This window comes from Vibrio sp. A8-1, from assembly GCF_013048685.1.
Classification (GTDB): Bacteria; Pseudomonadota; Gammaproteobacteria; order Enterobacterales; family Vibrionaceae; genus Vibrio; species Vibrio metschnikovii.
Window position 1 is genome coordinate 205,233 of the sequence record NZ_VHTC01000001.1, and the last position, 12,932, is coordinate 218,164.

The window sequence follows — 12,932 nt, forward strand, 5'->3', positions numbered from 1 at the left end:
TAACTGGTTGATATTATGTCGCAGCTTCTTTCCGCAATACCATTAACATCGCTCTCGGGTGTCGGCGCTAAAGTCGCGGAAAAGCTTGTTAAAGTTGGCTTAAGCAATGTACAGGATCTGCTGTTTCATCTTCCACTGCGTTATGAAGACCGTTCACGCATCTATCCGATGGTCAAGCTACATCCAGGATTATGGGCAGCAGTTCAAGGTAAAATAACCGCCACTGATACCCATTTTGGGCGGCGGAAAATGCTCACCGTAAAGATCAGTGATGGTAATGGATCTCTCACGCTACGTTTTTTCAATTTTACTGCAGCGATGAAAAATAGCTTTGCGATTGGTAAGGTGATTTATGCGTTTGGCGAGATCAAACCCGGAAATCACGGACTGGAGATCATCCATCCCGATTATCAGCTTTATACTCAGCCACAAGACACACAACCCGAAGAGGCAACCCTGACCCCTGTTTATCCAACCACGGAAGGCCTAAGGCAAAGCACACTGCGCAGCTTAACCGAACAAGCTCTTGCGCTACTCGATAAAGCCGCGGTACAAGAACTGATGCCTGATGGATTGTACGATAAACAGATCAGCCTCGCTCAAGCGCTGCATATTTTGCATCGCCCGCCTACTGATATCGACCTGAGCCAATTTGATGAAGGACGTCATCCCGCTCAAGTTCGCCTGATCATCGAGGAGTTATTAGCGCAAAACCTCTCCATGCTCGCGGTGCGTAGCAAAGGTCAACAAGACGCGGCGCTGCCTCTCATCACTCAAGGCCAACTCAAAAAACAATTTCTTACCCTGCTGCCGTTTCAACCAACTCAAGCACAAACACGAGTCGTAGAAGAGATTGAAACCGATCTTAGCCAAGCCCATCCAATGATGCGCCTAGTGCAAGGAGATGTCGGTTCCGGTAAAACGTTAGTCGCCGCTTTAGCCGCACTCAGAGCCATTGAACACGGTTATCAAGTGGCGCTGATGGCCCCAACCGAATTACTGGCCGAACAACATGCGGCAAACTTCGCCAACTGGTTTGCTCCGTTAGGAATTCAAGTCGCTTGGCTTGCCGGTAAACTAAAAGGCAAAGCTCGGCAAACTGAATTAACGCAGATTGCCAGTGGCACCGCGAAAATGGTCGTTGGCACCCATGCGCTTTTTCAAGAGCAGGTTGAGTTTGATCACCTTGCGTTAGTCATTATTGATGAACAGCATCGCTTTGGCGTACATCAACGTTTAGAGCTACGTGAAAAAGGCGTAAAACAAGGTGCTTATCCACACCAGTTAATTATGACTGCGACCCCGATCCCACGTACTCTTGCCATGACCGCCTATGCGGATTTAGAAACTTCAATTATTGATGAACTGCCTCCCGGACGAACGCCCATCCAAACCGTGGCGATTCCGGATACCAAGCGCAGTGATATCATCGAACGGGTTCGTCATGCTTGCCTGCATGAGCATAAACAAGCTTATTGGGTCTGTACTTTAATTGATGAATCTGAAGTGCTGGAGGCGCAAGCTGCGGCCGATACCGCTGAAGAACTACAGCGCCAGTTGACTGAACTTAAGATTGGCTTGGTCCATGGGCGCATGAAACCCGCGGAAAAACTGCAGGTGATGCAAGCCTTTAAAGACAATCAATTGCACCTGTTAGTGGCAACCACCGTCATTGAAGTCGGCGTCGATGTACCGAACGCTAGCTTGATGATCATTGAAAATCCAGAGCGATTAGGTTTAGCACAATTGCATCAATTGCGTGGCCGAGTCGGTCGAGGCTCTGTCGCCAGTCACTGTGTGCTGCTGTACCGTTCACCCTTATCGAAAACCGCGCAAAAACGTTTGGCTGTATTAAGGGAAAGCAACGATGGTTTTGTGATTGCTCAGCGCGATCTTGAAATTCGTGGTCCGGGTGAATTATTGGGCACGAAACAAACCGGATTAGCTGATTTCAAAATTGCCGATCTGGTCCGTGATCAACGCTTGATACCAGAAGTACAAAGAATGGCACGGCACATTCATGATCACTACCCCACTCATGCTGATGCGATTATTGAACGCTGGCTCGGTGAGCGCGAAGTCTACGCCAAAGCATAATATTCACCACATTCTCGTTTTCGTGTTACTTGAACGTACAATGATGTCTGTTACCTCTTATTGATACATTGAAAAGCAAACGTTTGCTTTTTCTGATTAAGGCTCTATAATCCTCGCCCAAAATCACCAAGATGACGATTTCTCTACTAGCACTGGACTATAGCAAGCAGAGAATCCGGCTTGGTCAACTCAGAGTTGAGCCTGATTAACAGCAATCACAGGCGATAAAAACTCAACGGTGACGACCCATTCAGCGCACGTCATCGACTGTCATTTTAGGATACCATCATGAGTCACCAACACGATACGCGTCCCTCTGAATTGATCTATCAATTAAATGAGCGCCCGCCTTTGCCCCAAACTTTATTCGCCGCGATCCAGCATTTACTGGCGATGTTCGTTGCCGTCATCACACCGTCATTGATCATTTGCCAAGCGTTAGGGGTTCCGGCCGATCAAACCAATACCATTATTAGTATGTCGCTGTTTGCCTCTGGTCTTTCATCTTTTATTCAGATCCGAACCTTCGGGCCGATTGGCTCGGGACTGCTCTCGATTCAAGGCACCAGCTTTAACTTTCTGGGGCCAATCATTGGCGCGGGCCTCGCGCTGAAAGCGGGCGGAGCGGATATCGCCACTATGATGGCGGCGATTTTTGGTACCATTTTAGTCGCTTCTTTTTCTGAAATTTTACTATCACGTGTGCTGCAGTTTGCCCAGCGGATCATTACCCCTTTAGTTTCTGGTATCGTAGTAACGTTAATCGGTTTGACCTTAGTCCAAGTCGGCTTAGTCTCTATCGGAGGCGGCTACAGCGCACTGAGTGATGGTAGCTTTGGTAGCCTTGATAAACTCGCTTTAGCAGGCACCGTATTAGCGCTTATCGTGATCCTTAACCGAGCTCGCAATCCGTATATTCGCGTTGCCTCTATCGTCATCGCTATGCTGGTCGGTTATATCATGGCTTACTTACTCGGCATGGTCGATACCACACAGCGCCCTCAAAACAGTCTCATCGCCCTGCCTATCCCAATGCAATATGGGCTAAGCTTTGATTGGTCTTTATTCATTCCATTAGTGTTGATTTTTTTGATCACGGCGTTAGAAGCGATTGGCGATATCACTGCGACCTCGGAAGTCTCAGGAGAACCGGTCAAAGGCCCAGTCTATATGAAGCGTATCAAAGGAGGCGTACTGGCTGATGGGATTAACTCCGCTCTCGCCGCACTGCTGAATAGTTTCCCTAACTCAACCTTTAGCCAAAATAATGGGGTGATATTATTAACTGGCGTTGCCAGCCGTTATGTCGGTTATTTCATCGCGGCGATGCTGATGTTACTTGGGCTATTTCCCGGTGTAGCAAGCTTTGTGCAGTTAATTCCAGAGCCGGTACTGGGTGGCGCAACGATTGTCATGTTCGGTACGATTGCCGCCGCTGGGGTACGAATCATTTCACGAGTTGAGCTTGATCGCCGAGCGATTTTAATCATGGCACTGTCTTTCTCGATGGGATTAGGCATTGCGCAAAAACCTGAAATTCTGCAATTTATGCCAGAAATCATCAAAAGTATTTTCTCTTCTGGTGTTGCCGCAGGTGGCATTACCGCGATTCTACTCAATCTCTTATTGCCGGAGCACTCGACTCGCCAAGAGTCAGAAACCACCGTCACTGAGCAACCATAAGCGAGTTCAAATAATTAAGCCGGTTGGCGATACGCTAACCGGCTTGATCCCTGACTGAAGACTGCCAGGCTTACTTGGTTGGAAAACTGAGCTGAATTTTAAGGCCACCTTCGCTACGATTATTTAAAACAACCGCGCCATGATGCTGACCAACGATACGTTTTACAATCGCCAACCCAAGGCCAGTGCCTTCACTGCCTCGCGCAGTATCGCCTCGAATAAAGGGCTCAAAGACCTTTTGCACTTGGCTCGGATCAATCCCTGGACCATTGTCTTCAACACAGACCCAAGCCATACGTTTATCCGCCGTTACCCCAGTACTGATTTTCACCCAGCCATTGCCATAACGTAACGCGTTCACCACTAAGTTGCTCACCGCCCGTTTAATGGCAATAGGATTGCCAAATACTGGCTCAATCGCGGCTTGAAAATCCGTTTCAATGTGCAGCTCATAACCACCTTCGGAACTGGCAATGTCTCCAGCAATCTCATTGAGGTCGACCGCTTGAAAAGTTTGTTTATCAACCGGCTTTAAGTAGTCCATAAACTGGCTGATGATCTCGTTACACTCCTCGGTATCGCTAATGATCCCTTCAGCGAGATAACTATCTTGAGGGGACATCATTTCGGTTGCTAAGCGGATTCGCGTTAGTGGCGTTCGCAAATCATGACTGATTCCCGCCATCAATAAGGCTCGGTCTTCTTCCAGCGCTTGAATGCCTTGTGACATTTGATTAAATGCGCGAGTTACCGCGCGAATTTCACTGGCCCCACTCTCTACAATTGGCGGCGGGATCTCACCTCGTCCGACCGCCAAAGCGGCTCTTTCTAACGCAATCAAAGGACGATTTTGCAAGCGAATGAACAACCATCCTCCAACCAAGATCAGTACGGCGACAAAAATACTGTTACGAAACAGGGGAGCAAAATCATCTTCCCGTAATTCAGTCAGCGGAATACGTAAGATTTGCTCAGGTAACTGTTCGATTTTCATCCATAAAATATAACTTTCTGCTCCAACGCCCATGCGTACTTCCGTCGGAGAGCCCAGTTCTTCGCTCATTTTATCGCTCATCAAATCGATACTGATCGCACGTTGAAACTCATCCGCCGCCGGACCATCATCACTAAAGATCTCAACCCCAAGCTTTTCCAACACCCGCAAACGTAGCGATCGATCTAAATTAGGCTCAGCATCGGTAAAGCTATCATCCAACATCAAACTGATTTCATGGCTGAGAATTTTATTGAACTGCTGCAAGCTTGGGATCAGCGCATAATTAATCAGCGCAAAATAGGAATACGCTTGACTGGCAACCAAGAGGGTAAAAAACAGCAGAATCGTTTGGGTAAATGAACTACGGATTCGCATAGTGCACCTAAGGTGTGAGAATAATGGAGGGATAAAACGATAACAGCCAGTGGACATCTTGAACACTGGCTGCAGATAATAATCTTAACTGGCGGCTTTACCATCTGGCACAAAGACGTAACCTAAGCCCCACACCGTTTGAATATAACGCGGTTTGCTTGGGTCAACCTCTAACATACGGCGCAAACGAGAAATTTGCACATCGATAGAACGCTCCATCGCTGAGTATTCTCGACCACGAGCCATATTCATTAATTTGTCACGTGACAAAGGCTCACGAGCATTGGTCACTAAAGCTTTTAATACCGCAAACTCACCAGAAGTCAGTGGCATCGCTTCATCACCACGAAACATTTCTCGCGTACCCAGATTTAAACGAAACTCACCAAATTCGACAATCGTATCTTCAGCACTCGGCGCACCGGGCGCTTCAATTACTTGGCGACGTAATACCGCTTTAATCCGCGCCAGCAGTTCACGAGGGTTAAAGGGTTTCGGCAAATAATCATCCGCCCCCACTTCTAAACCTACGATGCGATCAATCTCGTCGCCTTTTGCCGTCAGCATTAAAATCGGAATAAGATTATTGGCATTTCTTAAACGACGACAAATCGATAAGCCATCTTCGCCCGGCAGCATCAGATCGAGCACCATCAAATGGAAAGTTTCACGGGTTAACAGCCGATCCATTTGCTCGCTATTGGCAACGCTACGAACTTGGAAACCTTGTTCAGATAAGTAACGCTCGAGCAATGCACGCAAACGCGCATCATCATCAACCACTAAAATTTTATAGTTTTCTTGCATGTCCACTGATCCCACTAAAAAGAGATGACACCCGCACAGATGAGGGCAAACAAAATGTAACACTGTTGCACGGTGAGCAATTTAAAGAATTGTTAGCATTTATTACCTGTTTTCGACCGACTACTCATCATAACGGATAATCGAAGCCAAAAAAGCCCCTTATTTCAAGCTTTAACGCTTACGTATCGCTAGAAAAGATAAAATAAGGCATCGATTGATCAAGAAAGCCAACCATCACGGTTGGCTTAGACAGTTATCTCTGCATGGTGCCAAGGACCGATAAAACGTTACAGCTCGCGTACCAACTTAGCAATCGCTGGCCAATCACCTTTATCCATCAGGTCTGTCGGCACCATCCAAGTGCCACCACAAGCCACGACCGATGGTAAATCCAAATAGTGCTGCACATTAGCCGCACTGATGCCCCCCGTTGGCATAAATTTGACCGGATAAACGGCGCTGAGCGCTTTGAGCATGGCGACGCCGCCAGAAGGCTCGGCAGGGAAAAACTTCAACGTGCGCAAACCAAGTTCCATCGCTTGCTCGACTAAGCTGGGGTTATTCACCCCTGGCACAATGGCGATGCCACGTTGCTGACAATATTTCACTGTGGTGGGATTGAGCCCTGGGCTAACAATGAAATCCGCTCCCGCTTGCTGAGCTTGATCGACTTGCGCCGTGGTTAGCACCGTCCCAGCGCCAATCAACATCTCAGGATACGCGTCGCGCATCAGACGAATAGCCTCTTGCGCCGCCTCTGTACGAAAAGTGATTTCCGCGCACGGCAGGCCATTTTCCATCAATACTTTGGCCAGCGGCAGCGCTTGCTGAGCATGGTTAATCGCAATCACAGGAACAATTTTTATCTGCGCCAAGCGCTGTTCAAGAGTCATCATACCTAAACCTTATAGAAGATAGCTGAGAGTGGCGACAATAATAAACGCAATACTACCCAGTAGCGTTTCCATTACCGTCCACGTTTTGAGCGTAGTTTTTTCATCCATTTCCAGCAAGCGAGAGACCAACCAGAAACCAGAATCATTAAAGTGAGACAGCACCGTCGCGCCACCAGCAATAGCAATCACGATAAAGCATAAGTCTAACTCTGACAAACCTGTGGTTTGCGCAACAATCGGTGCCATCAGCGCCGCCGTGGTGGTTAAGGCAACCGTGGCTGAGCCTTGCGCAACCCGTAAGCACGTCGAAATCACAAAAGCAGCGACAATCACTGGCATGCCAGTATGGGCTAATACATCGGCTAGGGCTTGGCCAATACCACTAGAACGTAATACGCCACCAAACATACCGCCTGCACCAGTGACTAAAATAACGGCACAGATCGGGGCTAACGCATCGGTACACAATTTTTCTAGCTTACTCATGCCATATTTACCAGCAAAGGTGAATAAACACACCAATAGCGTGATAAGTAACGCAATCGGCGTTTTTCCTAGCATGCGTAAAAATTCAATCCAAGGCTGCTGACCGTCCAGCACACCAGCCACCGCTAACGTATTTAACCCGGTATCCAAGAAGATCAACAATACAGGTAGAACCAAAATAAACAGTACGGTAGAAAATTTCGGTAAATCCGCTTTGTCTTTAAACATTACTTCGGCATTTAAAAAGGCTTTAGAGAGCGGTAAGTTAAATTTTTCACCGCAATAAAGACCAAACAAATACGAGCCAAGATACCAAGTCGGGATCGCCACCAGTAAACCCACCACTAACAACAGACCAATATCAGCGCCAAGTAACTCAGCGGCAGCAACTGGGCCGGGATGCGGAGGAACAAACGCATGCATCACCGCAAACGCACCCGCCGCTGGCAAAGCGTATTTGAGTGTTGAACCGCCAAAGCGTTTCGCGACGCTAAACAAAATCGGCATCATGACGATTAAGCCGGCATCAAAAAAGATCGGAAAACCAAACAATAATGAGGCAACACCGAGGGCCAGAGGCGCACGCTGTTCTCCGAACCGACCGATTAGGGTATCAGCTAAGACTTTTGCCCCGCCCGTCACTTCTAAAATCTTACCAATCATGGCTCCTAAACCAACCAGTAAAGCAACAGAAGCGAGCGTGCCGCCGAATCCAGACATCATGCTCGGCACCACTTGACCTGCTGGAATGCCAGCGGCCAGTGCGGTGCCGAAACTGACTAACGTTAATGAAGCAAAAGCATGGACTTTTAACTTCATGATCAAAAACAGTAGAGCAACGATCGCCGCAAGGGCGAGCAACAACAGATAGGTAGGGCTATGTGCTATTTGGTCCATTTCGTTCACCTTTATCAAGAATGGGATGTTTGTGTTTCGGTTCACAAATCTATAAGTTACGGGTAACATGTTACCGATAACAAGATTAAGATAAAGCCAATTCGTTAGGCAAAGTTAAAAATTGGGATCTCGCTCAGATCTCGGACTAAGGAGTCGATATGACTGGTAAAAGCATTATTGTGATGGGTGTCAGTGGCTGTGGAAAAAGCACCATTGGGGCACGCATTGCTGAACGTCTGCAAGCAAAATTTATCGATGGTGATGATTTGCATCCTCGCGCCAACATTGAAAAAATGCGCCAAGGTCAGCCACTCAATGACCACGACCGCGCCCCTTGGTTAGAACGGATTCGTGACGCGGCTTTTAGCTTAGAAAATAAGAGTGAGCAAGGCATCATCGTCTGTTCGGCTCTGAAAAAAAGCTATCGCGATCAAATTCGCGATGGCAATCAACAGGTGACGTTTCTGTTTCTGGACGGTGATAAAGCACTGATTATAGAACGGATGCAAGCGCGGCAGGGTCACTTTATGAAAACCAGCATGCTCGATAGCCAATTTGCTACCTTAGAACGCCCCAGCGAAACAGAACACGATGTTCTCACCATCAGTATTGACGGTGACATTGAGGAAGTGGTCAATCAAGCGATCCTCGCCCTACAAGCTCGGGAGGAATAACCATGACTCAGCCGCTCCTCTTGCAAGTCACCGAACGAATTGCACAGCGCAGTCGTGAACTTCGTCACGCATTTTTAACTAGAACCGCTCAACAACTCGCCGCAGGAAAAGGCAAAGCCAGTTTATCATGCGGTAACTTAGCTCATGCGATTGCGGCCTCTTGTCAAAGCGAAAAATCACATATTCTTGATTTAACCAAATCAAACCTTGCGATCATCACCGCCTATAATGACATGCTCAGTGCCCATCAAGTGTATCTGGATTACCCTGCGCGCATCAAAGCCGCGTTACAGACCAGTGGACACACGGCGCAAGTCGCCGGTGGCGTACCGGCGATGTGCGATGGCGTGACTCAAGGTCAGCCAGGGATGGATATGTCGCTGTTCTCCCGAGATATGATAGCCCAAGCCACCGCGATGTCGCTTAGCCACAATATGTTTGATGGCACTTTACTGCTTGGTATCTGCGATAAAATTGCCCCGGGACAATTAATGGGCGCGCTCAGTTATGCTCACCTACCGACCGCTTTTATTCCCGCGGGCCCAATGGGCACTGGGATCAGTAATGAACAAAAAGTCGAGATTCGCCAGCAATACAGCGCGGGGCAAGTCGGCCGCGAAGCACTGCTCGATATGGAGTGTCATTCTTATCACTCCCCCGGTACGTGTACCTTTTACGGCACCGCCAACACCAATCAATTGGTGTTTGAAGCCATGGGTTTGATGCTACCTGGGTCTGCTTTTGTTGCACCGAATAATCCATTACGTCATGCCTTAACCGCCTATGCGGCCAACGCGATTGCAGCGATGGCTCCGGGCACACCGAATTACCGACCACTGAGTACAGTGATCAACGAGAAAAGTTTGGTCAATGGCGTTGTCGCCTTACTGGCTTCGGGTGGCAGTACCAATCACACCATTCACATGCTCGCGGTTGCACGAGCCGCTGGGCTGCTCTTAACTTGGCAGGACATCAGCGATTTGTCGCAAATCGTGCCGTTATTAACCAATATTTATCCGAATGGTAGCGCTGATATTAATGCTTTTGAGGCGGCGGGAGGAGTACCGATGCTGCTCACCCGTCTCAATGAGCGAGATCTGCTGCATACCGATGTCACGCCCGCTTTCGGTCAGTTTGCCGATCAATTAACTCGCCCGGTGTTAACCGAGGGGCAACTCAGTTGGCAAGCTTGCGATGAGACGCTGGATGCCAGCGTGATCGCCGCTCAGCATCAGCAATTTCAATCAACCGGAGGGATTAAGGTACTGAGCGGTAACCTTGGCCAAGCGGTGATCAAAGTCTCGGCAGTCAAACCCTCTCATCATATCGTTGAGGCTCCCGCTAAAGTGTTTAATTCACAACATGACGTGGAAGCGGCTTATCAACGCGGCGAGCTGAATCAAGATTGCATTGTGGTGGTTCGTTACAGCGGCCCAGCGGCCAATGGTATGCCTGAACTGCATAAATTGATGCCAATCCTCGGCAATGTACAAAAGGCCGGCTTTAAAATCGCATTGGTGACCGATGGTCGCTTATCTGGCGCTTCAGGAAAAATCCCCGCCGCGATCCACGTCTCTCCTGAAGCACTGCGCGGTGGCGCGATAGGATTACTGCGCGATGGTGATTTACTGAGATTGGATGCCACCAAGGGTGAGCTCACCTGTTTAGACGATTTAAGTCAACGCGTGGCGCAGCCAGCGCTGACTGAACAGGATCAACAGAGTTGGGGGCGAGAGCTGTTCACCCTCGCTCGCCAACACGTGACTTCGGCGGATCAAGGCGCGAGCTTTTTATTCACCCGTTAATCGCTAGACAGCGCAAGCAATTACCAGCTTTCGCCATGGGTTAATCGATAGCCTAAATCATAAACCTTCGGCTCGACAGCTTGACCAGAGAGTGCCGCCAGCAATAGCTCGGCACTTTTTTTACCAATCGCCAAGCGGGGCGTTTCCACACTGGTTAGACGAGGGATAATCGCCTGCCCGATATCCAACGCATTGTACCCCACTACGGCAATCTGCTGCGGAACCGCAATACGATGGTGATGACAATACATCATCGCCCCGACCGCTAAATCATCATTAGTACAAAAAATACCATCCAGCGCTGGGTACTGTTGCAACGCCTGTTGTAGCAAAATACCGCCCAAGGTAAAACTGGAATGCTCACCAGTGGACACCTGCATCGGCTGAAGACCCGCTTCACGCATTGCTCGCTCATAACCTTGCCGACGCAGTTGAGTTCGCGTGTCTAACCGAGCGCCAAGATAGATAACCTGCTGTCGACCACGGGCAATCATCTGCTGCACCACTTGATACGAGATCTGTTCGTGATCCAGCCCCACTGCCATATCAATCGGCTGAGTCGGGATTTCCATCGTTTCAACCACCGGAATCCCCGCGGATTTGAGCATTTGCCGACTGCGCTCAGTATGATTGGTTTCGGTTAAAATTAGGCCATCCACCCGATAAGAAAGAAACGCGGCAATTTTGTTTTCTTCAACTTGGGGGTTATAACCGGTGTGGGCAATTAAGGTATCGTAGCCTGCGGCCTGAGTAACCTCTTCGATGCCTTGCACCAAATGAGCAAACACTTGGTTAGAGAGCGAAGGCAATATGATCCCAATGGCCCGACTGGACGATTTAGACATGATCGCCGGTACACGGTTATGGATATAACCAAGCTGCTCAACCACCGCGGCGATTTTTTGTTGGGTAACTTGCGCCACAGAATTAGGATCGCGCATGTAACGCGAGACGGTCATTTTGGTAATGCCGACTTGATCAGCAATATCTTGCAGAGTCGGTCTGTTTTTTTTGTGCATATTTTTCCTAGCCCCAACTTGACGAACCAATGGGGTAACTATTTTTCGTAACGAATGGTATTAATAAACCAGAGTTTATCACCGGTTGGGGTTTTTACGGTGACTTCTTCATCGACTTGTTTTTTCAGCAAGGCGCGCGCCATCGGAGAGTCAATGGAAATGTAGTCTTTGGCATCACCATAAATCTCTTCTGGACCGACAATACGTAAGGTTTTCATCTCGCCAGCTTCATTTTCAATCTCAACCCAAGCACCAAAAAACACTTTACCCTCTTGCTGTGGCGAGTAATCAACAATCTTCAACTCTGGCAATAATTTACGCAAATAGCGCACCCGACGATCGATCTGACGCAACAAACGCTTATTGAAGGTGTAATCGGCATTTTCAGAGCGATCGCCTAGGCTGGCCGCCCAAGTAACAATCTTGGTAATTTCCGGGCGTTTTTCATGCCATAGATGATCATGCTCTTGCTTAAGCTTTTCATAACCAGCACGTGTAATCAGTTTCGTTTTCACTATCTACCTCAATGACAAGATAATTACAAAAATTAAAATAATTTATTTTCGTGATAAGAGTCACGTAAAAACTTAAAATTAAAAACAGTGTTCATATAATATATTAACCATTTCCCCCATAACTAGGATATCCCAATGAGACAGCTTACCGCTTGGCAGACGGTTCAACGACACATTCTCGAAGCTCTATTACTGACTTTCTTAACGTTACTGGCTCCCATCATGGTCTATGTGGATCTCAACATTTTCCAACACGGTGTACCAGAAATTGGAGCTACCGAAATTACCCAAGAACTGTTTGCTCTAATCAGTGCACTATTATTTGCAAAACTGGCCTACAAATTACCACAAGCCCGTGGTTTCTATACCCTTGTGGCAGGTTTTTTCTTATGCATTGTGATTCGTGAACTTGACCAGTTTTTTGATCTTCTTTGGCATGGCTTTTGGGTTATTCCCGCATTATTTTGTGCACTATTATCCATCGGTTATGCCAAATTTCGTTGCCAAGGTACAGTACTGAAACCGATGGCCGATTTTACTCAAACCAAAGCCTAGTAAGCGTTCACCGAGGTATCTTGACTTACCATGCCTGAAGAAGCATGTGCAGTTTATAGATCAAAAACGTTCGGGTACGGTTTCTTCTCAACGACTGACGTGATGATTTCACTCAGAACTGACATT

General features: G+C 48.0%; 11 protein-coding genes. 5 read left to right on the plus strand and 6 right to left on the minus strand.

The features are described from left to right. Positions 1-15 precede the first annotated feature (15 nt). Positions 16-2,097 (plus strand): ATP-dependent DNA helicase RecG, encoded by a 2,082-nt coding sequence (gene recG, locus FKN93_RS01020; protein ID WP_170904281.1) that lies wholly within the window; start codon positions 16-18, stop codon positions 2,095-2,097. 288 nt (positions 2,098-2,385) lie between these two features. Beyond that, on the plus strand, positions 2,386-3,780 hold the full coding sequence (locus FKN93_RS01025; protein ID WP_170904282.1) for a uracil-xanthine permease family protein: 1,395 nt from the start codon (positions 2,386-2,388) through the stop codon (positions 3,778-3,780). A 70-nt stretch (positions 3,781-3,850) separates the two neighbouring features. Here the strand turns inward: FKN93_RS01025 and envZ are convergent, their stop codons facing one another. The 4 genes from envZ to FKN93_RS01045 all read right to left on the minus strand — a co-directional run bounded on the left by envZ (position 3,851) and on the right by FKN93_RS01045 (position 8,238). Next, positions 3,851-5,152, minus strand: a complete 1,302-nt coding sequence (gene envZ / locus FKN93_RS01030) for a two-component system sensor histidine kinase EnvZ (RefSeq protein ID WP_170904283.1) — start codon at positions 5,150-5,152, stop codon at positions 3,851-3,853. 84 nt (positions 5,153-5,236) lie between these two features. Continuing rightward, complete coding sequence (ompR, locus tag FKN93_RS01035; RefSeq protein ID WP_072670575.1) at positions 5,237-5,959, minus strand: two-component system response regulator OmpR; 723 nt, start codon at positions 5,957-5,959, stop codon at positions 5,237-5,239. 287 nt (positions 5,960-6,246) lie between these two features. Next, a complete protein-coding gene (locus FKN93_RS01040; RefSeq protein ID WP_170904288.1) occupies positions 6,247-6,852 on the minus strand; it encodes a bifunctional 4-hydroxy-2-oxoglutarate aldolase/2-dehydro-3-deoxy-phosphogluconate aldolase in 606 nt (201 codons plus the stop codon). 12 nt (positions 6,853-6,864) lie between these two features. Continuing rightward, positions 6,865-8,238 carry a GntP family permease gene (locus FKN93_RS01045; RefSeq protein ID WP_158137468.1) on the minus strand — a complete coding sequence of 458 codons (1,374 nt, stop codon included), beginning with the start codon at positions 8,236-8,238 and terminating at the stop codon, positions 6,865-6,867. 158 nt (positions 8,239-8,396) lie between these two features. On the opposite strand from FKN93_RS01045, the gene FKN93_RS01050 reads away from it, so the two are divergent. Beyond that, positions 8,397-8,912, plus strand: coding sequence for a gluconokinase (locus FKN93_RS01050; RefSeq protein ID WP_004394395.1), 516 nt, complete (start codon positions 8,397-8,399; stop codon positions 8,910-8,912). Positions 8,913-8,914: 2 nt separating this feature from the next. Beyond that, positions 8,915-10,717, plus strand: coding sequence for a phosphogluconate dehydratase (gene edd, locus FKN93_RS01055; RefSeq protein ID WP_170904284.1), 1,803 nt, complete (start codon positions 8,915-8,917; stop codon positions 10,715-10,717). A gap of 20 nt (positions 10,718-10,737) precedes the next feature. Here edd and FKN93_RS01060 read toward each other — a convergent pair whose 3' ends face one another. Further along, positions 10,738-11,736 carry a LacI family DNA-binding transcriptional regulator gene (locus FKN93_RS01060; RefSeq protein WP_170904285.1) on the minus strand — a complete coding sequence of 333 codons (999 nt, stop codon included), beginning with the start codon at positions 11,734-11,736 and terminating at the stop codon, positions 10,738-10,740. Positions 11,737-11,774: 38 nt separating this feature from the next. Then, positions 11,775-12,251 carry a transcription elongation factor GreB gene (gene greB / locus FKN93_RS01065; protein ID WP_170904286.1) on the minus strand — a complete coding sequence of 159 codons (477 nt, stop codon included), beginning with the start codon at positions 12,249-12,251 and terminating at the stop codon, positions 11,775-11,777. 135 nt (positions 12,252-12,386) lie between these two features. On the opposite strand from greB, the gene FKN93_RS01070 reads away from it, so the two are divergent. Further along, positions 12,387-12,806, plus strand: coding sequence for a hypothetical protein (locus tag FKN93_RS01070; RefSeq protein WP_170904287.1), 420 nt, complete (start codon positions 12,387-12,389; stop codon positions 12,804-12,806). Positions 12,807-12,932 lie beyond the last annotated feature (126 nt).